Raw genomic sequence first — 24,729 nt, forward strand, 5'->3', positions numbered from 1 at the left:
ATGTTAGAAAGATTGAAGACAGAATGGGATAAATGGGTTCGATTAACACCGGCTAATTCGTTATACGATCGTACTTTGCTCTGGTTATTTTTCGGCTTACTGGTTATCGGATTTGTGATGGTCACCTCGGCATCTATTCCGGTCAGTACCCGTTTGAATAATGATCCGTTTTACTTTGCGGTGCGTGACGGCGTTTATTTGGCGGCGGCATTGTTTGCCTTTGTCACGATAGTACAAATTCCGACGGAAAGCTGGGAAAAACGGAATGTACTCTTTTTTCTCGTATCGCTGGTTTTTCTAGTACTGGTACTTATTTTCGGCAGAAGTATTAACGGTGCGGTGCGTTGGATCCCATTAGGACCGATTAATTTCCAACCGGCGGAATTGGCGAAATTAGCCATTATTTGTTATTTTTCCAGCTTCTACGTACGAAAATACGATGAGATGCGAACCAAGCGATTAAGTTTTATTCGCCCGATGGTAATTCTCAGCATTTTCGGTTTCCTATTGCTGTTACAACCGGACTTAGGTAGTACTTTCGTACTCTTTATGCTTACTTTTGCGATGTTATTTATTATGGGTGCAAGAGTGATGCAATTTCTATTTTTAGGCGTGACCGGTATTTTGTTATTTGCCTTTTTAGTACTGACATCGGAATATCGTTTAAAACGGGTTACTTCGTTTATGGATCCGTTTGCCGATGCTTACGGGGACGGTTTCCAGCTTTCAAATTCACAAATGGCGTTCGGTCAGGGTGAGTTTTGGGGAAAGGGATTAGGTAATTCGATTCAAAAACTGGAATATCTTCCCGAAGCGCATACCGACTTTGTTATGGCGGTGGTCGGTGAAGAATTCGGTTTTATCGGCATTGTCGCCATCGTCATTTTACTTTCGGTATTATCGTTACGCGCACTTAAAATCAGCCGAGACGCGTTAAAACTTGAAGCGCGTTTCAGAGGTTTTTTTGCTTTCGGTATTGCGATTTGGATTTTTATTCAAGGCTTTGTGAACTTAGGCGTTGCCTCAGGTTTATTGCCAACCAAAGGTTTGACTTTCCCGCTCGTAAGTTACGGCGGATCAAGTTTGGTGATTATGTCGATCGCTATTGCGGTACTTTTACGCATAGACTATGAAAATCGCCTAGAACTGGTTGGACACGCTCAAATTAAAGAGAGTTAAGATCAACAAGCGGTCGGAATTTGCAAAAAATTTGCAAAAACTGACCGCTTTCTTTTTCCGAAAATTGTCAATTTCCTGTACAATAACAACAATTTGTCTAAAAAAAGTTTCACAAGCGGTCGATTCCGCTCAAAAGTTTGTAAAAGAGATCAAAATGGCTAAAAAACTTCTTGTTATGGCAGGCGGAACCGGCGGACACGTATTCCCGGCAATTGCGGTTGCCCGTGAGTTGCAAAAGCAAGGCTGGGAGATCCGTTGGTTAGGTACTCAAGATCGAATGGAAGCCGACCTTGTGCCAAAGCACGGTATTCCGATTGAGTTTATTCAAATTTCCGGATTAAAAGGAAAAGGTATCGGCGCATTGCTGAAAGCACCCTTTGCGATTTTTAAAGCGGTAATGCAGGCTCGTAAAATTATCAAGAATTATCAACCTGATGCGGTGCTCGGTATGGGCGGATATGTATCCGGTCCGGGCGGTATTGCCGCAAAATTATGCGGTGTACCGGTTATTTTACACGAACAAAATGCGGTTGCCGGTTTAACTAACGTATGGTTGGCAAAAATTGCCCGCCGTGTGTTGCAAGCGTTTCCGACCGCTTTTCCGAATGCGGAAGTCGTCGGTAATCCGGTGCGTGAAGATTTATCTCAACTTGAAGCGCCGGAAGTACGTTTTGCCGAACGAGGTTACCCGATCAATATTTTAGTGATGGGCGGTAGCCAAGGTGCAAGAGTGATTAACCAAACCGTACCTGAAGTGGCTAAACAGCTTGGACAGAATGTATTCATCAGTCATCAAGTCGGTAAAGGCAATTTAAGCGGTGTTGAAGAGATTTATAAAGAAACGGGTAACGGTATTGCGGCAGAATTTATTGACGATATGGCACAAGCCTATAACTGGGCGGATCTCGTCATTTGTCGCTCGGGGGCTTTAACCGTATGCGAAATTGCCGCAGCGGGCTTGCCGGCAATTTTTGTACCTTATCAGCATAAAGATCGTCAGCAATATTTGAATGCGACTTATTTAGCGGATGATGGTGCGGCAATTATTATTGAGCAACAAGATTTTACGCCGCAAGCTTTATTGAATGCGTTACAACCGTTAATCGCCGATCGCCGAAAACTCACCGAAATGGCGGTCAAAGCCAGAGCGAAAGCAACGCCTACCGCAGCACAACGTGTGGCGGAAGTGATTATCGAACAAGCTAAATAGTTTTAAATGCAATCAACAAAAATATTTGGTTGCACAGATAGGAAAACAACAATGAAAAATTTCCAAGATAAAATTAAAAAATTAGTGCCGGAAATGCGCCGTGTAAATCAAATCCATTTTATCGGTATCGGCGGTGCCGGTATGAGCGGTATTGCCGAAGTGCTGTTAAATGAAGGCTATCAAATTTCCGGTTCGGATATTGCCGAAGGTCCGGTAACTAAACGTTTAGCTGAAGCTGGTGCGAAAGTGTTTATCGGGCATCAAGCGGAAAATGTTGCCGGTGCGAGCGTAGTGGTGGCTTCCAGTGCGATTGACGACAGTAATCCGGAAGTGCGTGCGGCAAAAGAAGCGCGTATTCCGGTGATTCAACGTGCGCAAATGTTAGCGGAGATTATGCGCTTCCGTCACGGTATTGCGGTTGCGGGAACACACGGTAAAACCACTACCACCGCAATGATTTCAATGATCTATACCGAAGCACAATTGGATCCGACATTTGTAAACGGCGGTTTAGTAAAATCAGCCGGTAAAAATGCGCATTTAGGCGCGAGCCGTTATTTAATTGCGGAAGCGGATGAAAGTGATGCGTCATTCTTGCATTTACAACCGATGGTTTCGGTCGTGACCAATATCGAGCCGGATCATATGGATACTTACGGCGGCGATTTCGAACAGATGAAAGCGACCTATGTAAAATTCTTACGTAACCTACCGTTCTACGGTTTAGCGGTTATGTGTGCCGACGATGAAACGGTAATGGAAATCGCACCGCAAGTCGGTCGCCAAGTTTTAACTTACGGTTTTAGCGAAAAAGCCGATTATCGTATCGAAGATTACCAACAAACCGGTTTCCAAGGGCATTACACCGTTGTTTGTCCGAACGGCGAACGCATTGACGTATTATTGAACGTACCGGGTAAACATAATGCACTAAATGCAACCGCCGCACTTGCAGTGGCGAAAGAAGAAGGAATTGCTAACGAAGCGATTTTAGCCGCGCTTGCCGATTTCCAAGGTGCAGGTCGTCGTTTTGACCAATTGGGTTCATTTATTCGTCCGAACGGTAAAGTGATGTTGGTTGATGACTACGGTCACCACCCGACTGAAGTGGACGTAACGATTAAAGCGGCTCGTTCCGGCTGGGAAAATAAACGTGTGGTGATGATTTTCCAACCGCACCGTTATTCGCGTACTCGTGATTTATTCGATGATTTCGTACAAGTGCTATCACAAGTCGATGCGTTAATTATGCTCGAAGTGTATGCGGCGGGCGAAGCACCTATTGTAGGTGCGGACAGTAAAGCGTTATGTCGTTCAATCCGTAATTTGGGTAAAGTGGATCCGATTTTAGTTTCGGATACCGATCAGCTTGGTGAAGTATTAGATCAAATTATCCAAGACGGCGATTTAATCCTCGCACAAGGTGCAGGCAGCGTAAGCCGAATTTCTCGTGGCTTGGCGGAGAGCTGGAAAGCGTAATAAGCGGTAAGATTTACAAAAAAGTTTGCAAAATCGACCGCTTGTAAATCTCTATTGATTGGCTCTCCTTCTAACTCCTCTTGATGAAAGAGAACGGAATGAAATTGGAAAAGGTATAAAAAATGAGTATTAAAGACGAAAAAATTGCGGTGTTATTTGGCGGCGTTTCTCAAGAGCGTGAAGTATCGCTAAATTCAGGTGCGGCGGTAACCGAAGCGTTAAAATCGCTTGGCTATAATGTAGAAGGTATTGATACTAAAGATTTCCCGATTGAAAAATTAAAAGAAAAAGGGATTCAACGCGTTTTCAATATTTTACACGGCGGTATCGGTGAAAACGGTGTGTTACAAGGCGCATTGGAGCAAATGGGTATTCCTTATACCGGTTGCGGGGTAATGGCGTCTGCGGTGACCTTAGATAAATTCCGTACCAAATTAATGTGGCAAGCGGTCGGATTACCAACCGCCGAAATGGTGGTTATTCGTCGCGGAGAAGCGGTCGATTCCGAACAAATTATTGCAAAATTAGGTCTGCCTGTTTTTGTTAAACCTTCAAGCGAAGGTTCAAGTGTCGGGGTAACTAAGGTAAAAACGGTTGAGCAATTATTACCGGCGGTGGAAGAAGCGTTAAAATTCGACTCTATCGTATTGGTTGAAGCATTTCTTGCCGGTAACGAATATTCCGTGCCGGTATTAGACGGTCAAGTATTACCGGCGGTACAAGTGATTCCGGAAGGGGAGTTTTACGATTATCATGCCAAATATATCTCGGATAATACGCAATACCTCGTGCCGGCGTTAAGTGATGAACGTCAAGCGGAAGTGGCTGAATTAGTCAAAGCCGCTTACGATGTTGTCGGATGTCGTGGTTGGAGTCGAATTGATGTAATGGAAGATGCGAACGGCAATTTCAATTTAGTGGAAGTGAATACTTGTCCGGGTATGACCAGCCATAGTATTTTCCCTAAATCGGCGGCAACGGTCGGGATTTCGTTTGAACAATTAGTTGAACGTGTATTGGAGTTAAGTGCTTAATGGTTTCTGTGTTACGGAAAAAAACGGCTGCGTCCGTCCGTTTCAAACCGCTAAAAGTGAGATCTTCGTTAAATCCATTCAATCGGATAGTATTAATTAAGCCGTTGATTGTGTTATTATGCGTAATCTTTGCATTTCTTGTTTATAGCAATTGGCATAGCTGGTTGGAAAGTCTGGATCGGAACCCGATTCGGGCTTATGCACTTACCCATAAGACAAGATTTACAACAAATGCGGATATCCGGGAAACTTTATCACAAAAACCTGTTCTAAAAGGATATTTCGGTCAAGATATTCAGGACGTTAAAGCGAAATTATTAGCGATTTCTTGGGTGAGAGATGTCGTTGTTCGAAAAGTTTATCCGGATCGTTTGAGTATCACGTTGATCGAACATAATCCCGTTGCCGTATGGAATGATGTGAACTTTTTATCCGAGCAGGGCATTGTGTTCAGTTTACCGCCGGATAGGATAGACAAGACCGGATTTCCTATGTTGTACGGGCCCGATACGGAAGGGAAAGTGGTTTTAGAGGCTTGGAGTAAAATCAAAGCGGATTTAAAAGCACGCAATTTAGACTTATCTTCCGTTTCCGTAGATAATCGAGGCTCTTGGACAATAACGTTATCGAATAATGTCGAACTCAGATTGGGACGCGGTGAGTGGACACCTAAAATTGATCGATTCGTGACGATTTTCCCTGAAATTGATGTACCGGAAGGACAAAAACTTTCCTATGTCGATTTACGCTATGAACATGGTGCGGCAGTCGGTTTTAGTCCTCTACCTAAATAATTTTTTGCAAGCATAATATAACGATATGACAAAAATAGCAGAATCCAAAATCATTGTCGGTTTAGATATCGGCACATCAAAAGTTGTTGCCGTAGTCGGTGAAGTATTACCGGACGGGGTGATTAATGTCATCGGCTCGGGTAGTTGTCCGGCTAAAGGCGTTGATCGCGGCGGAGTTATCGACTTAGATGCTGCGGTAAATTCTATTCAACGAGCAATAGAACAAGCCGAGTCCGTATCCGATTGCCAAATTATCGGCGTGACTCTTGCTATTTCAGGTCAGCATATTACCGCTTTGAATGAAAGCGGTACGGTACCTCTTTCCGGTACGGTAACTAATGAAGATATTGATGCTGCTATTCATATCGCCCGTTCGATTAAATTACCCGACGGATTAGAAACCTTACATATTATTCCGCAGGAATATAAAGTTGATCGGTTACCGGCGACCAAAAATCCGGTCGGTTTATCCGGTATGCGTTTACAGGCGCAAGCCCATATTATTGCGTGCCATCAAGATTGGTTGCGTAACCTTAAAAATGCGGTGGAACGAGCAAAATTAAAAGTTGATCAAGTGGTTTTTTCAGGGCTTGCGTCAAGTTATTCGGTTTTGACCGAAGACGAGAAAGAATTAGGCGTGTGTTTAATAGACATCGGCGGCGGTACAATGGATATTCTTGTCTATACCGATGGGGCGTTACGCTTTAGTAAAGTCATTCCTTTTGCCGGTAATAACGTCACCGATTATATCGCCCAAGTATTCACGACTTCTCGTAATGAAGCCGAAAGTATTAAAATTAATTACGGTTGTGCGATTAATCCGCCTGCGCATAATCCGGATAAAAAAATTGAAGTTGCGGGATTGGGCGGGCGTATGCCGAGAACCTTTACTAAAGCGCAGGTTGCTACCGTGACTTCTCAATGTTATAGTGATTTGTTGAAAGTCATAGAAAACGAATTGGTACAATTGCGCCATGAATTGCTGCAAAAAGGCATAAAACAGGAATTAATTGCAGGTTTTGTGCTTACGGGTGGTGGTTCGCAAATTGAAGATATTGTAGAATGTGCGAGAGAAATTTTCGGCTCTCAAGTGAGAGTCGGATATCCGTTGAATATTACAGGATTGACGGATTATGTAAATAAGCCACAATATGCAACAGTACTCGGTCTTTTACAATATAGCCATTATAACTCGGACGAAAAGAGTAATGGCGAAATTAGCGAGAAAGTAGATAGTATCCTTGATATTCTTAGTCGAGGATTGAAAAAAGTAGTCAATGTGGCAAGATCGAATTTTTAAATGTGTTGAGTTGCAAATCAGCACGAGGGAGATAAAAAATGTTTGAACCTATTTATGAAACAACGCAAGATGCGGTAATTAAGGTAGTCGGCGTTGGTGGCGGTGGCGGTAACGCACTTAACCATATGGTTGATGGTAGCTTAAATGAAGGTGTTGGCGGTGTTGAGTTTTTCTCAGTAAATACGGATGCGCAAGTATTACGTACAAGTGCAGTACGCCAAACGATTCAAATCGGTGCGAATATCACCAAAGGTTTGGGTGCCGGCGCAAATCCGAACGTAGGTCGTCAAGCAGCGGAAGAAGACCGTGAAGCGTTATCGAATATGCTTGCGGGTGCGGACATGGTGTTTATCTCCGCCGGTATGGGCGGCGGTACGGGTACCGGTGCCGCTCCGGTTATTGCCGATATTGCAAAATCGCAAGGTTCATTAACGGTTGCTATCGTAACGAAGCCATTCCGTTTTGAAGGTAACAAACGTATGAATTATGCGGAGCAAGGTATCCAAGAGTTATCTAAGCACGTAGATTCATTAATTATCATCCCTAACGATAAATTATTAAAAGTATTACCGAAAAATACTAAAATGATGGATGCTTTTAAAGCGGCGAATGATATTTTACGTAACGCCGTTTTAGGTATCACCGATATGATTACCTCTCCGGGGTTAATTAACGTGGACTTTGCCGACGTGAAAACCGTTATGTCGGAAATGGGACGTGCAATGATGGGGACCGGTATTGCCGAAGGCGAAGATCGTGCAGAACATGCGGCGCATGATGCGGTAGCCAGCCCGTTATTGGAAGATGTCGATTTATCCGGCGCGAAAGGTATCTTAGTAAGTATCTCTTCAGGTTTAGATATTGAGTTAAACGAAGTTGATGTGATTATGGATTATATCCACAGTTTTGCCGCTACGGATGCGACGATTGTATTCGGTACTTCGGTTTATCCGGAAATGGAAGGTAAACTTCGCGTAACATTAGTGGCGACAGGTATCGGTCAAGCGGAAGAATTAACGTTACCGAGAGCAACTGTCGTTCCGCAGCAAATGCAACAACCGATGCAGCAAGGCTATCAGCAACAAGCTCAGCAGCCTCAACAACCTGCTTTTGCACAACAAGGTTATGCTCAGCCTGCACAATTTGCTCAACCACAGCAAGCTGCACCGAAACCGCAGCAAGTGGATTCTTCCCAAGTTTGGTCTCCTAATTCGATTCCGGGATTTATGAGAAACGGCCAATAACGCCGTTACCCAAATAGGGAATAAGGATAGAATATGATTAAACAAAGAACATTAAAACAAGCAACTAAAGTAACCGGTATCGGTTTGCACAGCGGGAAAAAAGTAACGCTAACGTTACGCCCTGCGCCGGCTAATACGGGAATTGTCTATGCTCGTACGGATTTAGAGCCAGCGGTATATTTTCCGGCAAGTGCTGAATCCATTCGTGATACGCAGCTTTGTACTTGTATGATTAATGATGACGGCGTACGTATTTCAACCGTTGAACACTTGAATGCGGCAATGGCTTCATTAGGTTTAGATAACTTAATCGTTGAAGTGGATGCGCCGGAAATTCCTATTATGGACGGTAGTGCAAGTCCATTCATCTATTTATTATTAGATGCCGGTATTGAAGAGCAAGATGCACCGAAAAAATTCATCCGTATCAAAGAAATGGTACGTGTGGAAGAAGGCGATAAATGGGCGGAAATGAAGCCTTATAGCAAAGGCTTAAAACTAGATTTCACTATTGACTTTAGCCATCCGATGATTAGCAAAGATGTGCGTAATTTCAAAATGGAATTATCTGCTGAAAACTTTATTCACAAAATCAGCCGTGCAAGAACATTCACTTTTATGAAAGATGTCGAATATCTTCAATCAATCGGCTTAGCATTGGGCGGTAGCCTTGATAATGCGATTGTATTAGATGAATATCGTATTTTGAATGAAGAAGGCTTACGCTATAAAGACGAATTAGTGAAGCACAAAATGTTAGATTCAATCGGTGACTTATTTATGTGTGGCTATAATATCCTCGGTGATTTCAGCGCATATAAATCAGGGCACGGTTTAAATAACAAATTATTACGTGCAATCCTTGCTAACGAAAATGCTTGGGAATTTGTAACCTTTGAAGACAAAGAACAAGCTCCGCAAGGCTATCGTATTGGTGAACAAGTCTTTATCTAATTAATAATAAGATTAATTAATTTGAGAATCCTCGTTGATGAAAATCAGCGAGGATTTTTTTATGGCAAGCGGTCGGATTTAGCAAAAATCTTGTAAAAACCCTTTACTGTTTAAAAAAACAGTTATAGTATATATCTATACAGGATATATTTTTACAGGTGTTTTATGCTCACTCAATTAACGGTTAATAATTTTGCGATTGTGCGTCACTTAACATTAGATCTAAATGAAGGAATGTCCGTGATTACTGGGGAAACTGGTGCTGGCAAATCAATCGCAATTGATGCATTAAGCCTTTGTTTAGGTTATCGCTCCGAAAGTAGTATGATTCGCAATGGTGCGGATAAAGCGGATATTACCGCAACTTTTATTATGCAACCGACCAGCCCTGCTTATTTGTGGTTGCAGCAGCACGAGCTATTGGATGAAGATAATCCTCAGGAATGTATTTTACGTCGTATGATTAATCAAGAAGGACGTTCTAAAGCATTTGTAAATAATCGTCCTTTACCGATTTCTCAGCTACGAGAATTAGGTCAATATCTGATTCATTTAAATGGTCAGCACGCACCGCAACTGTTATTAAAAAGTGAGTATCAATTGGAAGTGTTGGATAACTATGCGGGTATTCATCGCTTGTTAGGTGAAATGAGTAATCAATATCATTGTTGGAAGAAACTACATCAGCAAGTTAAAAACTTTCGCCAACAGTGCCAAGAGAATGAAGCTCGTAAACAGCTATTGCAATACCAAGTGGACGAGCTGGATGAATTTGCCATCAAGCAAGGTGAATTTGAGGAAATGGAAGAAACGCATAGCCGATTATCCAATTCAGAAGCCTTAACCGCATTATCCCAAGAAGTGACTGATTTACTGAGCGAAAATGAATTAAATGTCGATTCAATGTTATATAAGGCGATTCGCCATTTAGAAGATTTAGTAGAAGTTGATTCACGTTATCAATCGGCACTAAATATGCTAAATGAATCACTTATTCAAGTTCAGGAAGCCAATTCCGAAGTAAGCGATTTGGCCGGTAAAATCGAGCAAGATCCGGATTTACTTAATGAGTTGGATACACGTATCAGTAAAACGATTCAATTAGCTCGCAAGCATCATGTATTGCCGGAAAATTTATGGCAACATCATTTATTGCTTCAAGAGGAATTACAAAAGTTGGTGGATTTTGCCGAAAATGAAGAACAGCTAATGGCAGATGAGCAAGCGGCTTACCAGCAATCCATTCAGTTGGCTGAGCAAATTTACCAAAAGCGTCTTGAGGCAGGTAAAAAACTGGCTGAACAAGTGACGGCACAAATCAAACATCTTTCAATGGAAAACGGTGAATTTTTTATTGATGTGCAACACGACTCTAAAAAGTTATCAAGTAACGGAGCGGATTTTGTTGAATTTAATTTGCGCAGTAATTTAGGGCAGCAAGCACAGCCGTTAGCTAAAATCGCTTCCGGTGGTGAGCTATCACGTATTTCATTAGCGGTACAGGTGCTGACAGCCAATAAATTATCAACGCCAACTATTATTTTTGATGAGGTGGATGTAGGGATTAGCGGTCCTACGGCAACCACAGTCGGCAAACTATTACGTCAATTAGGCAAGAAATGTCAGGTGCTTTGTGTGACACACTTACCGCAAGTGGCAAGTTATGGTCATCATCATTTCAATGTACAGAAGTATGTAGAAAATAATCAGACGGAAACTCAAATGTCGTTATTAACCCAAGCGGAGCGGGTACAAGCTTTAGCAAGATTATTAGGCGGCAGTAAGATTACCGATACGGTACTTGCCAATGCACAGGAGATGCTAGATCTAGTTGAATAATATTGCGGAATAAAATAAACGGTCGTTTTTAAGGAGAACAAAGCAACTTTTGCAAAGTTTTCATTAAAAACGACCGCTTGTTTTCTTTGAGCAGCTAGTATGAAGCAGTTATTTTTTAGACAACTAAATAAATTGAGTTAAATCAATCACTTTATCGCAGCTTTTTTCAATTAAATATGGATCGTGACTCACAATCACTAATGCACATTGGCGCTGGCGACATTGATTGATTAATAACTCAATCGTTTCTTTTTGCGTAATCGGATCTAAGCGAGAAGTCACTTCATCGGCAAAAAGTAATACCGGGTCAAGTAATAAGGCACGTAAGATCGCAACACGTTGTAATTCACCACCTGAAACATTTTCCGCATTACGAGCAAGAATTTCCGGAGAAAGTGCCAGTTGCTGTAATAAGGTTGGAATCTGCGAACGATCTAATTTGTGTTTATTGATCACATCATCTAACAGAGTTTGTAAACTGACTGTCGGTGCAAAGGCTTCCGGCGGATCTTGGTACAGTTTCAATACCTGATGTTTTTTGTGTTGCTGACTGTGCCAAATTACTTCGCCCGATTTAGGTTTCAGTAAACCGCATAGCACATCGGCGAGAGTGCTTTTGCCGATACCACTATGTCCGACAATACCTAAAATCTCACCTTGATGTAAATCGAATGAAAGTCCGCTGAAAAGTGTTCGTTTACCTCGTGCAACACTCAGATTTTTTACTGATACAAGCGGTTGATTTTTTGCAAAATTTTGCGAATTTTCGACCGCTTGCCAATGTTTCGGATCGGCGGCAATCAAGGCTTTGGTGTACGGATGTTGAGGGTTTGTCAGCAATGTTTCCGCCGCACCTTTTTCTAATAGTTGTCCTTTTTTCATCACTAAGATTTCACCGCCTAATTGCTCGGCAACTTCAATATCGTGTGTGATTGTAAGTAAACCGCCTTGATTTTGGTAAGCTTGTTTAAGTAACTTAATGACGTTGGCTTTGCTTTTCGGATCAAGCCCTTTGGTTGGCTCATCCGCTAACAAAATTTTACCGCCGGCAGCAGTTGCGATAGCAAAAGAAGCGCGTTGAGCCATACCGCCGGATAATTGATGTGGATAAGCACTTTCCCATGCTTTTAAGCCTAAATGTTCGAGTACATTTTTACCCTCATTTATTGCCGTTTGTTTATCTTTTTTAGCAATAAACAAGAAGCTTTCCCAAAGCTGTTTCCCAATAGACATAATCGGGTCAAGAGAACGGCGAGGCTCTTGCGGCAACATGACCAAAGTTTTCCCCCAAAGCGATTCGAGCTGTGTGTTCTCGGTTTGGCTATTTTCTACAAAAATTTGACCGCTTGCTTCTAATTCTTTCGGTAAAGCACCCATAATCGCTTGAATCAGTAGGCTTTTCCCTGAGCCGGTTTCACCGAGAATCGTGATATTTTTGCCCTGTTCTAAACTTAAACTGATCGGTTCGACTAAAGTTAAACCAGTGGTGGTTTTAACCCCAACATTTTCAATTCGTAGCAGTGCCATTATTTTACTCTCCCGGATAACAGTTGAAGACTAAGTACCATTAAAAAGACCGCAAGTACCGGCTGCATAAAGATCCAAGGGGCTTCATAGTAGTAAGGAAATAATTCGGTCATCATTAAACCTAATTCGGCTGTAGGCGGACGTAGTCCGACATTTACAAATCCAAGTGTTGCTAATGCTAGAATGGCATTACCGAGTGAGAATGCGCTTAAGGTCACAATCAGCGGTAGTAAACGAGGTAAAAGATGGCGTTTAAAACTGTAAAATAAGCCCATTCCCATTAAACGTGAAGATTCGATTTCGGCACTGGAAGCAAGCGTTTGGCTGACCGCTCGAATCACACGGAAAAACTCAATCCACATTACTAAAGCAATACCTAAATAAAGCGTCCAAAATGATCCGGGGGACAATGAAGCAAATAATAGAATGAGTAGTAAGCCGGGCAGAGCCATGATTAAATCGCAAATAAAACTGAATAGTCGGTCAAGCCAGCCGCCGAAAAAGCCGGCTAGAATACCAAATAATAGTCCGGCAACTAAGGCGCAAAAGACGCTGAACAGTGATAATCCGAATGATAAACGGATTGCCGAAGCAAGGCGAGCAAGCATATCTCGGCCGAGATGATCAGTTCCGAACCAAGTAAGTTCATTCGGTTTCGAGAGAATATTACCAAGGTCTTGGAAGCCGATATCCATCGGGTAAAAATAAGGTTGTAAAAAGGCAAAGGCAAGTAATAAGCCAAGGATAACTGCTCCTACTTTTTGGCTAAATGTCATTTTATTCATTATTATTCTCCATGACGTTTATGAGTAATTCGCGGGTCGATCCATGCACTCAGCATATCTGCGCACATATTTAACAGTACGAATAAACCGCCCATTACCAAAGATGTACCTTGGATCATCGGCACATCTCGAGCAATAATGGCGTGTACTAAAGCGTGTCCGCTACCCGGCCAAGCGAATAGACTTTCAACGATGACCACGCCTTCAATCAGATAAACGAGTTGTACCGCATGATAAGCGATTACCGGAATAGCAATATTACGGATACCGTGGCGAGTAAAGGTTTGCCATTTAGACAGACCTTTTAAACGAGCGAATTGGTAATATTCGGATTGCTTCACTTGTAACATCGCCGCACGGGTAACACGAACTGAAACCGCACTTAAACCTAATGCTAGAGTAAAAGCCGGCAAAATAAAGTGCTGCCATTTACCGTAACCGCCGGCAGGTAACCAGCGCAACGTTGCCGAAAAGAGCGTAATCAGTCCGATAGCGATAATAAATGCCGGTACGGAACGAAACAGGGTACTGAATACGAGGGTAAAGCGGTCAAAAAAGCCGTTTTCTTTGCGAGCAGCCAACACACCGAGAATAGGACCAATCATAATTGCCATTACGAGCGCAATGATTGCGAGGCTAAGCGTATGTCCGAACTGATGAGAAATTTCACTCCAAACCGAATCGCCGGTAACTAAGGATTTACCTAAATTGAGTTGTAATAGATCGAGTAGCCAGTTACCGTAGCTTTGCCACCAAGGTTGGTCGAGTTCCAATTCAGTACGTACCAAATCGGCAGCTGCACTATCAACTTGATCATAACCGTAACGGCTTGATGCTATGCGGTAAGCCATGTCTCCCGAGAGTTGTCGTGTCAAAATAAAAGTAAGTGTGCCGACTGACCAAATCACTAAAATGATCTGCAGTAGGCGTCTAAAAATAATGTTAAGCATATTTCTAACCGTAAATTCATATAAAAAACACGGAATTTACCCAAAAATTTGTGCTATTTTCCGTGTTTTTAATGTTAAATTTTTATTATGTTATTTTGTGAGTTTTTCTAAAAAGAATCTTCTTTCGAACGGATCAAGCGTAACGCCTTTTATATCATTATGCGTTGCGACATTTTGCTGATAATACACAATCGGGATAATCGGCAATTCATCATGAATAATTTGGCTAACGGTTTGTTTCAACTGTTTAGCTTTCTGAGGATCACGTTCCGTTTCAATTTTCTCTAGCGTCTGAGCTAATTGTTCATTGTTCCAGTTCATTACGCCCCAGTCACTGCCGCCTTTGGCATAATCCTGCACGATTACACCGAACGGATCGATGGTTTTACCATAGTTCAACGCATAGAGAGCCATTTCTAAGCTACCGTCTTTATGACCGGCAGGAATCTCACTCGAATTGCCGACAGAAACATTTACATCAATGCCAATTTGTCGCCATTGGGCTTGCAGAATGGTAGCAATAATCGGTAATTCAGGACGATCCGAGAAGGTTCTTAATGTAAAACCGAACGGTTTTCCGGCTTTATCGGTTAATTTGCCTTCACTATTGAACTGGTAGCCGGCAGCGGTCAGATTTTGTTTGATTTTTACAATATCGACATTTTCATCTTTACTTGCTACACGCCAATCCGCAAAAGCTTTCGGTAAAATTTGATCGGCTACGCCATCTTTTATTTTTAATACTTGTTCGGCAATCGCTTTACGATCAATGGCTTGTGAAAGTGCTTGGCGGATCACTAAATCATTAAAGAACGGTTTGGCCGCATCCATTTTCATTTGGATAGTACGCGCAATAGAACTGCTGGTTACCGTTAAATTCGGGTCGGTTTTTAAACGTGCGACACTTGCCGTATCTAAATTAAACACTAAAGAAGTCGCATCACTTTGTGCCATTAATACACGGGTTTCGCTACGGCTGCTTGCCAAATAGTTTGCATGAATAACATTTGGTTTAGCTCCCCAATATTGTTCAAAACGAACCGCTTCAATTTTTTGCGGAGCTTCCACTTTAGTCGCTTTAAATGCACCGGTACCGATTAATTTCACTACTTCATTTTTTTCATTAAATGCTTCATTCGCCAAGATAATCGTTGAATAATGGGTTAAAAATGACGGAAACGGGACAAAAGATTTTGTTAATTTAAATTTAACTTGATTTTCGCTTACGGCGCTGATTTCTTGAATAAATGCTTTTTGTAAAATGCTTGGTTGGCTCATCAATAAATTGAGATTTTTTGCTACGGTTTGTGCATTTACTTTTTCACCGTTATGGAAAACGGCATTGCGCAGAGTAAATGTCCACTCGGTTGCATCTTCATTACTGTGCCATTCGGTCGCTAATCCGGGCATTAATTCGCCTTGTTCATTTGCTTCAACTAAAGTTTCCGCTAAATTCATGCGTTGGAAAATAACGCCAGATTGAGTCGGGTGTAAGCTGTTTAATTCCCAAGGGGCAATTACGGTAACTTGAGTTAATTCGTTGTTTTTTAAGTTTTTAACCTCGCTATCTTTGTTACTTTGTTGGAGATTTTGCGCGGTAGATTTATCTTCGCAGCCAACAGCAAATAATGTCGTTGCCAGTAATGGAAGTAACCATTTTTTCATCTGAATTTCCCTTATTTTTAGTCAAGTATTTGATGGTGAGCAATTCTAACATAAAACCATAAAAAAATAATAGCTATTAGCTTATAAAATCAATAAAAAAATAATGGAATAAGTAAAGGTATGAGTGATGATGATAATGAATGGATTAAAAATGAGAAAAAGCGGTCATTTTGTAAGATTTTTCGACAAAATGACCGCTTGTTTAGTTAAAAGATTAATGCTCGCGTGTTTTAAAGAAGCTTACATCCGGATAGCGTTCTTGCGCCAGATTTAAGTTCACCATAGTCGGTGCGATATAAGTCAAGTTATCGCCACCGTCTAATGCAAGGTTTTGTTCGTTTTTGCGTTTAAACTCTTCGAATTTCTTCGCATCCTTACATTCAACCCAACGGGCAGTTGCCACGTTTACCGCTTCGTAAATCGCTTCCACGTTATATTCGGTTTTTAGACGAGAAACTACCACATCAAACTGAAGCACACCGACCGCACCTACAATTAAGTCATTGTTCATTAACGGACGGAACACCTGTACCGCACCTTCTTCCGAAAGTTGAACTAAACCTTTCAGCAATTGTTTTTGTTTAAGCGGATCTTTCAAACGAATACGGCGGAACAGTTCCGGTGCAAAGTTCGGAATACCGGTAAATTTCATCACTTCACCTTGAGTGAAGGTGTCGCCGATTTGGATTGTGCCGTGGTTATGTAAACCGATAATATCGCCGGCATAGGCTTCTTCAGCGTGTGAACGATCGCCTGCCATAAAGGTTAAGGCATCGGAAATCACGACATCTTTGCCGATACGTACGTGTTTGAGCTTCATACCTTTTTCGTATTTGCCTGATACAACGCGCATAAATGCCACTCGGTCACGGTGTTTCGGATCCATATTCGCTTGGATCTTAAATACGAACCCTGAGAATTTTTCTTCACTTGATTCAACCGTGCGCACATCGGTTTGACGTGCTTGCGGTTTTGGCGCCCATTCGGTTAAACCGTCTAAGAAATGATCCACGCCGAAGTTACCTAATGCGGTACCGAAAAAGACCGGTGTGAGTTCGCCGTTGATAAAGGCTTCATGATCAAATTCGTTTGATGCACCTTGTACCAGTTCTAATTCTTCACGTAACTGGTTAGCTAAATCATCACCGACCGCAGCATCAAGTTCCGGGCTGTTTAAACCTTTTACGATACGTACTTCTTGAATAGTTGAGCCTTGACCGGATTGGTAAAGATAGGTTTCGTCCTTCGCAATATGATATACGCCTTTAAATAATTTACCGCAACCAATCGGCCATGTGATTGGAGCACAACGGATTTTTAGGACGCTTTCAACCTCATCTAATAACTCCATTGGATCACGAATATCACGGTCGAGTTTATTCATAAAGGTTAAAATTGGCGTATCACGCAGACGAGTAACTTCCATTAATTTAATCGTACGTTCCTCGACACCTTTCGCACTATCGATAACCATTAAACAGCTATCTACTGCAGTCAATGTACGGTAAGTATCTTCAGAGAAGTCCTCATGTCCGGGGGTATCCAATAAATTAACTAAACAATTATTGTAAGGAAATTGCATGACGGACGTTGTAATAGAGATACCACGTTGTTTTTCCATTTCCATCCAGTCCGATTTGGCATGTGTGCTTGAGCCTTTTCCTTTCACCGAACCGGCGGTTTGGATTGCATTTCCGTAAAGTAAAACTTTTTCGGTTATGGTGGTTTTACCCGCATCGGGGTGAGAAATAATCGCAAAGGTACGACGTTTATTGACTTCTTGTGGATATGACATGCTTTTCTCTAGATTAAAATTAAGACAAAAAAGGGTGGACGTACCACCTTAAAAATATTGATCTATTTTCGCTGATTTATGCTTTGAGGACAACCTAAGCACGCAAATTTATTCAAATTACGTGACAAGCGGTTCGATTTATTTCAAAATTTGTAAAAAGATTAAAAAATGTTCATTAAAAATAAGGGAGTGACCAATGGAGTGGTTTATCTATGCTTTACGCAATACTTTTAATTATCAAGGTAGAGCGAAACGAGCCGAATTTATTTGGTTTATTCTGATTTATGAATTAAGCGATTGGGCGATTGTGCTGATTGCCAAGCTCGCTTTTGCTTTACGTTTAATACATCTTTCCGATGATCTGCATATTTTAAATAGCCTTTTAGATATTTTATTGTTGCTACCGATGTCTAGCGTAACGGTAAGGCGGCTACATGATTTAGGTTATTCCGGTTGGTGGCAATCTTATTTAGTGACGATTAATTTGGTGGCTTTGACATTAACTTATCTCATACCTAAATATCGTTTAGATGAAATATTAAGTGGCGGTTTAGGAATATTTTGGTCACTGCTTTTGATTATTTATCTTATACAAATCTTTTACTTAATGTTGAAGCGAGGGCAATCTTTTACCAATCGTTATGGTCAGCAGCCCGACTAGTTAGAATAACAAGCGGCTTTTATTATCTAAATAAGGAGTTAGTTTAAAATGAATTGGTTTTTATTCGCGCTGAAGAATACCTTTAACTTTAGAGATCGTGCCAGACGCAGGGAATACGGCTGGTTTTATTTAATCAATATTTTGATTGTCATTACATTTAATATTTTAGTCAGTGTATGTGTTGCTATCGGCTTAGAAAATCTCGGTATCGGCTTAAATTCCTTGTCATATTTCTATCAGTTGATTACTGCGGTTACGGCAATCAGTCTTACCACCCGCCGTTTACATGATTTGGGGTGGTCTGGCTGGTGGCAATTATTGCCTTATGCCGTTGCCGCAATGTTCGGGGTGGCGACGATGTTCTCTTTAGAGAAAGAGTTAGGCGGAGCAATTACCGGAACGGAATATGCGTTATACGGTTTAACCGTTTTCGGCAGTATTGCGGTTATTGCTTTTTCATTACTGCTTTTATTTAAAGACGGACAACGTTTTAGCAATAAATACGGCGAAGATCCGAAAGCGGTTAAAAACAACAGAGAAGTGACAAATTCATTAGCTGTATAAATTCAGTAAAATCGGGGCATTTTCCTTGTAGAAAATGCCCTTTTTGCCTACAATAACAACTTTTCATTTTAGGGCTTTTCCCTGTTAATCGAGTAGGACAGATAATTAAATAGGACAGAGAATGTCGCAAATTAAACTTATCGTTGGATTAGCGAATCCGGGGGCGAAATACGAAGATACTCGCCATAACGCCGGTGAATGGCTAATTAATGAAATTGCCCGTCAATTTAACGTCAGCTTAAAAGAAGAAGCCAAATTCTTCGGCAAAGTCGCTAAAATTAATGCCGCCAGCGGAGAAGTCCGCTTGCTTGTGCCAACGACCTTTATGAATTTAAGCGGTAAAGCGGTCGGTGCTTTAGCTAATTTCTATCGGATTAAACCGGAAGAAATTTTAGTCGCTCACGATGAATTGGATTTACCACCCGGCGTGGCAAAAATTAAGCAGGGTGGCGGTCACGGCGGACATAACGGTTTGAAAGATATTATTGCCAGCCTTGGCAACAGTAATAATTTCTACCGTGTACGTATCGGTATCGGGCATCCGGGCAGTAAAGAATTGGTTGCCGGTTATGTATTGGGTAAACCAAGTCCGCAGGATCAAGAAAAAATTAATGCGGCGGTGGATGAAGCCGGTCGCTGTATAGATGTTTTATTTAAAGACGGTGTGACGAAAGCAACTAATCGTCTCAACAGCTTTAAGGCATAATGTTATTTCCACGGAAGAATCGGATAGCATAAACAAGCGGTTATTTTCTTTTAGAAATTTGCAAATTTTTAGCAAAATCAGACCGCTTTATTTCGATATTCTTCCGTGTATTCCGTGAAAATTAAGAGGAAATTATGGGATTTAAATGTGGTATCGTGGGTTTACCGAACGTAGGTAAATCAACGCTTTTCAATGCTTTAACCAAAGCCGGTATTGAAGCGGCTAACTATCCGTTCTGTACTATCGAACCGAATACCGGTGTGGTACCGATGCCGGACCCACGCTTAGACGCATTAGCGGAAATCGTTAAACCTGAGCGTGTATTGCCAACTACGATGGAATTTGTGGACATTGCCGGTTTAGTTGCCGGTGCAAGTAAAGGTGAAGGCTTAGGTAATAAATTCTTAGCGAATATTCGTGAAACCGATGCGATCGGTCACGTGGTACGTTGTTTTGAAAATGACGACATCGTACACGTTGCCGGTAAAATTGATCCGGCGGATGATATTGAAATCATCAATACCGAACTTGCGTTAGCGGATTTAGACAGTTGCGAACGTGCGATTCAACGTTTACAAAAACGTGCGAAAGGCGGCGACAAAGACGCAAAATTCGAATTATCAATTATGGAAAAAATCTTACCGGTACTTGAAAATGCCGGAATGATTCGTTCTGTTGATTTAGATAAAGATGAATTACACGCAATCAAAGGTTATAACTTCTTAACCTTAAAACCGACCATGTATATTGCGAACGTAAATGAAGACGGTTTTGAAAATAACCCGTATTTAGATCGCGTACGTGAAATTGCTGAAAAAGAAGGTGCGGTAGTGGTGCCGGTATGTGCAGCGATTGAGTCGGAAATTGCCGAATTAGACGACGAAGAAAAAGTCGAGTTTTTACAAGATTTAGGCATTGAAGAACCGGGCTTAAACCGTGTAATTCGTGCCGGTTACCGTTTATTAAACCTACAAACTTACTTTACTGCGGGTGTAAAAGAAGTGCGTGCTTGGACGGTTTCCGTCGGTGCGACCGCACCGAAAGCGGCGGCGGTTATTCATACCGATTTTGAAAAAGGCTTTATTCGTGCGGAAGTTATCGCTTATGATGATTTTATTCAGTTTAAAGGCGAAAACGGTGCGAAAGATGCCGGTAAATGGCGTTTGGAAGGAAAAGATTATATCGTGCAAGACGGCGATGTAATGCACTTCCGCTTTAACGTATAATGTGCAAAAAATAGCTGAAATTTGACCGCTTGTTAGAGAGTACAAGCGGTTATTTTTTAGGAGAAATTTACTATGGAACTCAAACTTCCCCCGCCGCTTTTATTTATTCTGTCTCTTATATTGATATATCTTTTACCTCAAGCTGAGGTTGATTTTATTCCCAAAATATTCAGTTATTTATTTTTATTGCTGAGTGCCATTGTCGGCTTGATGAGTGTTTATGCGTTTTTTAAAGTGAAAACCGCATTTACACCGTTAGATCCTGAGCAAACAAATACGCTTGTTATTCAAGGGATTTATCGAATCAGTCGTAACCCGATGTATTTATCGCTGGTTTTGGCATTGATTGCGTGGGGAATTTGGTTGAACAGCTATTTTGCTATTTTAGTGATTGTCGGATTTATGTGGTATATCGATCGTTTTCAAATTATTCCGGAAGAGCGCATATTAGCAAAAAAATTCGGGCAAGCTTTTATCGATTATCAAGCGAAAGTTCGTAAATGGCTATAACCGGATACAAAAAAACCTCGATTGCTCGAGGTTTTTGTTTATTTCAACCGTTATTTGAATTCATAACGACGAATTGTCGTTAAATCGGAATCTTTTTGTTCGGTTTTTTCTGATAGATTCACGCGAGCTCCAACGGTAGCGTGCGGATCATTATTACGGGTAAGCGTAACAACTTCGCCACTATCTTTTTGAACGGTTAATTCAACACTGTCTTGAGATAAATTTTTACTGCTTAACACTGTTGCATTACCTTTATTTGCATAGAAATCTTGAGTACAAGCTGCAAGTGTAACAGTCGCTAATAGAGCAAAAGAAATTTTTTTCATTATGTAATTATCCTTAGGAGATAAATTAATTTAAAGAACAGATACGTTTAGATCCGAGTTTGAACCTACGATTCTAACACGTTTGCCGGGCACGAAACCATCTTCTTTTTTCTGTACAACCACGATTTCTTTGCCGTCGTCTTTACGAATCACCATTTCTAATGAAGAAACTTGAGTCGCTTTTTCTTCAACTGTGCTACCGATAATTGCACCGGCAACCGCGCCGACAGCTGTCGCTACCGCACGACCGCTACCGCCACCGATAGTTGAACCGGCAACGCCGCCAAGAGCACCGCCGCCAAGCGTTCCTAATACACCTTGGTTATCCGCCTGAATTTTTACATCACGAACAGAAACGATGGTACCGTAGCTGATTGAACGCGCTTCTTTCGCTTGGCTTGAGCTGTAAACACTACCGCTATAAATATCGGTATTGGCACAACCTACAAGAGTTAAACTTGCAAACAAAGCCGCTGCTAAACTAAATTTTTTCATATTTTTCTTCTCCAATGAAAAATTGCTCAGAAATTACTCTCTGAATGAATAATTTCAGTTATACCATAAGGGTGGAGCTTTAGACAACAAAGATTACAATAAGTTTTGTTTTTTAATGAAATTGCAATACTTGGATTCGGTAAACGCTCGCCCTCTACTTGCGGCTGACTGATTTTAAGCTCGAGATTGGCATTAATCGTTAAATGAAACTGTTTTAAGGTGCGCTGAACCCATTGCTCAACCGTCTCGTTTGGCTTCATCGGATAAACGATTTCAATATGTTCCCAACCTTGTTGCGGATAAACTTTATCTTTAGGAAACGGTAATTCGATAATTGAAACCGCTTGCCCTAAAAAAGATAACGGCTGACTGAGTTTGATAAGGGCTATCGGTCGTCCGTTGACTTCGCTTTCTTTTAATAATTCGCCGTGTTCGAGCAAGAACGAACTCCATTGTTCAGCGGTATATTGTTCATTCATTCTGACTGCCAAATGGTCAATCTCAAACTGATTTAAATCCAACATTGCTAAGTGTGCAATTTGCTGAATTTTTTGTTGAAATTCAGAAAAATCGCCAAAATAAGCGGTCATTTTCTCGTAAAATTTTGCATTTTCTTGTATCATAGAGCGTTTTCCCTTTCGAGTGCGAATTGAGGCACTATTCGGATTTTTTAAATGTAATATCGTGCAAAAAATTGCACGTAGAAAAAGGTTATATATTCGTGAATATTCAACAGATTTTATCAGACAAAATTAAACAAGCAATGATTGCGGCAGGGGCGGAAAGCAATGTTGAACCGCTTGTTCGTCAGTCAGGCAAACCGGAGTTTGGTGATTATCAAGCAAACGGTGCAATGGGCGCAGCAAAAAAATTAGGTATGAATCCACGTGAGTTTGCACAGAAAATTTTAGATAACGCAGATTTAAACGGTATTGCCGATAAATTGGAAATTGCCGGCCCGGGCTTTATCAATATTTTCTTAAACCAAGCGTGGTTGGCAAATCAAGCAAGTGAAGCATTACAAGCGGTCAATTTTGGCATTAAAACTGCAAATCCGCAAACTATCGTGATCGACTACTCTTCGCCGAACGTAGCGAAAGAAATGCACGTAGGTCACCTACGTTCAACCATTATCGGTGATGCGGTAGTGCGTACCTTGGAATTTTTAGGAAATAACGTGATTCGTGCTAACCACGTAGGCGACTGGGGGACGCAATTCGGTATGTTAATCGCCTACTTAGAAAAAATGGAAAACGAACACGCCAGCCAAATGGAATTAAGTGATTTGGAAGCCTTCTATCGCGCGGCAAAAGAGCATTATGACAGTGATGAAGTGTTTGCCGAAAAAGCACGTAACTATGTGGTGAAACTACAAAGCGGTGATGAATATTGCCGTACGATGTGGAAAAAATTAGTCGATATTACTATGCACCACAACCAAGAAAACTACGACCGTTTAAATGTTACCCTTTCAGAAAAAGATGTGATGGGTGAAAGCCTTTACAACCCGATGTTACCGGAAATTGTAGCGGATTTAAAAGCCAAAGGCTTAGCGGTAGAAGATGACGGGGCGTTAGTGGTGTTCTTAGACGAATTTAAGAATAAAGACGGCGACCCGATGGGCGTTATCGTACAGAAAAAAGACGGTGGTTTCTTATATACCACGACGGATATTGCCGCAGCGAAATACCGCTACGAAACCTTAAATGCGGATCGTGTGTTAGTGTTCTCGGATTCTCGCCAAGCACAACATATGCAGCAGGCGTGGTTAATTACTCGTAAAGCAGGCTATGTGCCGGAAAGTTTCAGCCTTGAACATCCGTTCTTCGGAATGATGTTAGGTAAAGACGGCAAGCCGTTTAAAACCCGTTCGGGCGGTACGGTTAAATTAAAAGATTTATTAGATGAAGCGGTGGAACGTGCGGATAAATTAATTTCAGAGCGTTCAACGGATTTAACCGCAGAAGAAAAAACGGCGGTCGTGGAAGCGGTGGCAATCGGTTCGGTCAAATATTCGGATCTCTCGAAAAACCGTACCACAGACTACGTCTTTGATTGGGATAATATGCTGACCTTTGAAGGCAACACCGCGCCGTATATGCAATACGCTTATACTCGTATCCGCTCAATTTTCAACCGTGCCGGCATTGATGCAAACGGTTTAAACGGTGAAATTAACTTAACTGAAGAGAAAGAACGAGCGTTAGCGATTAAACTTTTACAGTTTGAAGAAGCGTTAAACGGCGTGGCAAAAGACGGTATGCCACATATTCTTTGCCAATACTTATACGAATTAGCCGGTGCATTCTCAAGTTTCTACGAAGCTTGCCCAATGCTCAATGCAGAAGAAAATGTGAAAAATAGCCGTTTAAACTTAGCCGGTTTAACTGCAAAAACATTAAAACAAGGTTTAGAGCTCTTAGGTATTAAGACGATTGAAAAAATGTAATGAAACGACCCCCTCTTTGCTAAAGAGGGGAGTAAAA

Annotated in this window: 23 protein-coding genes; 15 read left to right on the forward strand and 8 right to left on the reverse strand. The window is 41.5% G+C overall.

The genetic code is table 11. The annotated features are described in order from the left end of the window. The 9 genes from ftsW to recN all read left to right on the forward strand — a co-directional run bounded on the left by ftsW (window position 1) and on the right by recN (window position 11,033). Window positions 1-1,179, forward strand: coding sequence for a putative lipid II flippase FtsW (gene ftsW, locus NYR63_RS00085; protein ID WP_279457598.1), 1,179 nt, complete (start codon window positions 1-3; stop codon window positions 1,177-1,179). 154 nt (window positions 1,180-1,333) lie between these two features. Next, window positions 1,334-2,389: an undecaprenyldiphospho-muramoylpentapeptide beta-N-acetylglucosaminyltransferase gene (murG, locus tag NYR63_RS00090; protein ID WP_279457599.1), complete on the forward strand. Its 1,056-nt coding sequence runs from the start codon at window positions 1,334-1,336 to the stop codon at window positions 2,387-2,389. 51 nt (window positions 2,390-2,440) lie between these two features. Beyond that, entirely contained in the window at window positions 2,441-3,868 is a 1,428-nt protein-coding gene (gene murC, locus NYR63_RS00095; protein ID WP_279457600.1) for a UDP-N-acetylmuramate--L-alanine ligase, read from the forward strand. A 122-nt stretch (window positions 3,869-3,990) separates the two neighbouring features. After that, entirely contained in the window at window positions 3,991-4,902 is a 912-nt protein-coding gene (locus tag NYR63_RS00100; protein ID WP_279457601.1) for a D-alanine--D-alanine ligase, read from the forward strand. After that, a complete protein-coding gene (locus NYR63_RS00105; protein WP_279457602.1) occupies window positions 4,902-5,696 on the forward strand; it encodes a cell division protein FtsQ/DivIB in 795 nt (264 codons plus the stop codon). Before NYR63_RS00100 ends, NYR63_RS00105 begins: the two co-directional genes overlap by 1 nt. 25 nt (window positions 5,697-5,721) lie before the next feature. Continuing rightward, window positions 5,722-6,996, forward strand: a complete 1,275-nt coding sequence (gene ftsA, locus NYR63_RS00110; RefSeq protein WP_279457603.1) for a cell division protein FtsA — start codon at window positions 5,722-5,724, stop codon at window positions 6,994-6,996. Window positions 6,997-7,034: 38 nt separating this feature from the next. Further along, a complete protein-coding gene (ftsZ, locus tag NYR63_RS00115; RefSeq protein ID WP_279457604.1) occupies window positions 7,035-8,240 on the forward strand; it encodes a cell division protein FtsZ in 1,206 nt (401 codons plus the stop codon). A 33-nt stretch (window positions 8,241-8,273) separates the two neighbouring features. Beyond that, a complete protein-coding gene (gene lpxC, locus NYR63_RS00120; RefSeq protein WP_279457605.1) occupies window positions 8,274-9,194 on the forward strand; it encodes a UDP-3-O-acyl-N-acetylglucosamine deacetylase in 921 nt (306 codons plus the stop codon). A 165-nt stretch (window positions 9,195-9,359) separates the two neighbouring features. Continuing rightward, the gene (gene recN, locus NYR63_RS00125) at window positions 9,360-11,033 is read left to right on the forward strand and encodes a DNA repair protein RecN (protein ID WP_279457606.1); all 1,674 of its coding nucleotides are present in this window, start codon (window positions 9,360-9,362) and stop codon (window positions 11,031-11,033) included. Window positions 11,034-11,156: 123 nt separating this feature from the next. On the opposite strand, the gene NYR63_RS00130 is transcribed toward recN, so the two are convergent. The 5 genes from NYR63_RS00130 to prfC form a co-directional block, all read right to left on the reverse strand. Beyond that, on the reverse strand, window positions 11,157-12,560 hold the full coding sequence (locus NYR63_RS00130) for an ABC transporter ATP-binding protein (protein ID WP_279457607.1): 1,404 nt from the start codon (window positions 12,558-12,560) through the stop codon (window positions 11,157-11,159). Further along, window positions 12,560-13,345 carry an ABC transporter permease gene (locus NYR63_RS00135; RefSeq protein WP_279457608.1) on the reverse strand — a complete coding sequence of 262 codons (786 nt, stop codon included), beginning with the start codon at window positions 13,343-13,345 and terminating at the stop codon, window positions 12,560-12,562. Before NYR63_RS00135 ends, NYR63_RS00130 begins: the two co-directional genes overlap by 1 nt. A gap of 2 nt (window positions 13,346-13,347) precedes the next feature. After that, window positions 13,348-14,295 (reverse strand): ABC transporter permease, encoded by a 948-nt coding sequence (locus tag NYR63_RS00140; protein WP_279457609.1) that lies wholly within the window; start codon window positions 14,293-14,295, stop codon window positions 13,348-13,350. A gap of 90 nt (window positions 14,296-14,385) precedes the next feature. Further along, entirely contained in the window at window positions 14,386-15,960 is a 1,575-nt protein-coding gene (locus NYR63_RS00145; protein WP_279457611.1) for an ABC transporter substrate-binding protein, read from the reverse strand. Between the two features lie 214 nt (window positions 15,961-16,174). Then, window positions 16,175-17,755 (reverse strand): peptide chain release factor 3, encoded by a 1,581-nt coding sequence (gene prfC / locus NYR63_RS00150; RefSeq protein ID WP_279457612.1) that lies wholly within the window; start codon window positions 17,753-17,755, stop codon window positions 16,175-16,177. A gap of 196 nt (window positions 17,756-17,951) precedes the next feature. Here prfC and NYR63_RS00155 point away from each other — a divergent pair, with 196 nt between their 5' ends. The 5 genes from NYR63_RS00155 (at window position 17,952) to NYR63_RS00175 (ending at window position 21,422) form a co-directional block, all read left to right on the forward strand. Beyond that, window positions 17,952-18,416: a DUF805 domain-containing protein gene (locus tag NYR63_RS00155; RefSeq protein WP_279457613.1), complete on the forward strand. Its 465-nt coding sequence runs from the start codon at window positions 17,952-17,954 to the stop codon at window positions 18,414-18,416. Between the two features lie 48 nt (window positions 18,417-18,464). Next, complete coding sequence (locus tag NYR63_RS00160) at window positions 18,465-18,980, forward strand: DUF805 domain-containing protein (RefSeq protein WP_279457614.1); 516 nt, start codon at window positions 18,465-18,467, stop codon at window positions 18,978-18,980. Window positions 18,981-19,101: 121 nt separating this feature from the next. Continuing rightward, entirely contained in the window at window positions 19,102-19,686 is a 585-nt protein-coding gene (gene pth, locus NYR63_RS00165; protein WP_279457615.1) for an aminoacyl-tRNA hydrolase, read from the forward strand. 134 nt (window positions 19,687-19,820) lie between these two features. Further along, window positions 19,821-20,912 (forward strand): redox-regulated ATPase YchF, encoded by a 1,092-nt coding sequence (gene ychF, locus NYR63_RS00170; RefSeq protein WP_005618681.1) that lies wholly within the window; start codon window positions 19,821-19,823, stop codon window positions 20,910-20,912. A gap of 72 nt (window positions 20,913-20,984) precedes the next feature. Further along, on the forward strand, window positions 20,985-21,422 hold the full coding sequence (locus NYR63_RS00175; protein ID WP_279457616.1) for a methyltransferase family protein: 438 nt from the start codon (window positions 20,985-20,987) through the stop codon (window positions 21,420-21,422). 50 nt (window positions 21,423-21,472) lie between these two features. Here NYR63_RS00175 and NYR63_RS00180 read toward each other — a convergent pair whose 3' ends face one another. From NYR63_RS00180 to NYR63_RS00190, 3 genes are read right to left on the reverse strand one after another with little or no spacing between them, the layout of a single operon-like run. Then, on the reverse strand, window positions 21,473-21,748 hold the full coding sequence (locus NYR63_RS00180) for a membrane lipoprotein lipid attachment site-containing protein (RefSeq protein WP_279457617.1): 276 nt from the start codon (window positions 21,746-21,748) through the stop codon (window positions 21,473-21,475). Between the two features lie 30 nt (window positions 21,749-21,778). Next, window positions 21,779-22,243 carry a glycine zipper 2TM domain-containing protein gene (locus NYR63_RS00185; protein ID WP_279457618.1) on the reverse strand — a complete coding sequence of 155 codons (465 nt, stop codon included), beginning with the start codon at window positions 22,241-22,243 and terminating at the stop codon, window positions 21,779-21,781. Window positions 22,244-22,269: 26 nt separating this feature from the next. Then, the gene (locus tag NYR63_RS00190) at window positions 22,270-22,866 is read right to left on the reverse strand and encodes a VOC family protein (RefSeq protein WP_279457619.1); all 597 of its coding nucleotides are present in this window, start codon (window positions 22,864-22,866) and stop codon (window positions 22,270-22,272) included. 98 nt (window positions 22,867-22,964) lie between these two features. Here NYR63_RS00190 and argS point away from each other — a divergent pair, with 98 nt between their 5' ends. Beyond that, window positions 22,965-24,692, forward strand: coding sequence for an arginine--tRNA ligase (gene argS, locus NYR63_RS00195; protein WP_279457620.1), 1,728 nt, complete (start codon window positions 22,965-22,967; stop codon window positions 24,690-24,692). The last annotated feature ends 37 nt before the right edge of the window (window positions 24,693-24,729 follow it).

Origin of the sequence: Actinobacillus genomosp. 1, from assembly GCF_029774175.1 — a bacterium.
GTDB lineage: Bacteria > Pseudomonadota > Gammaproteobacteria > Enterobacterales > Pasteurellaceae > Actinobacillus.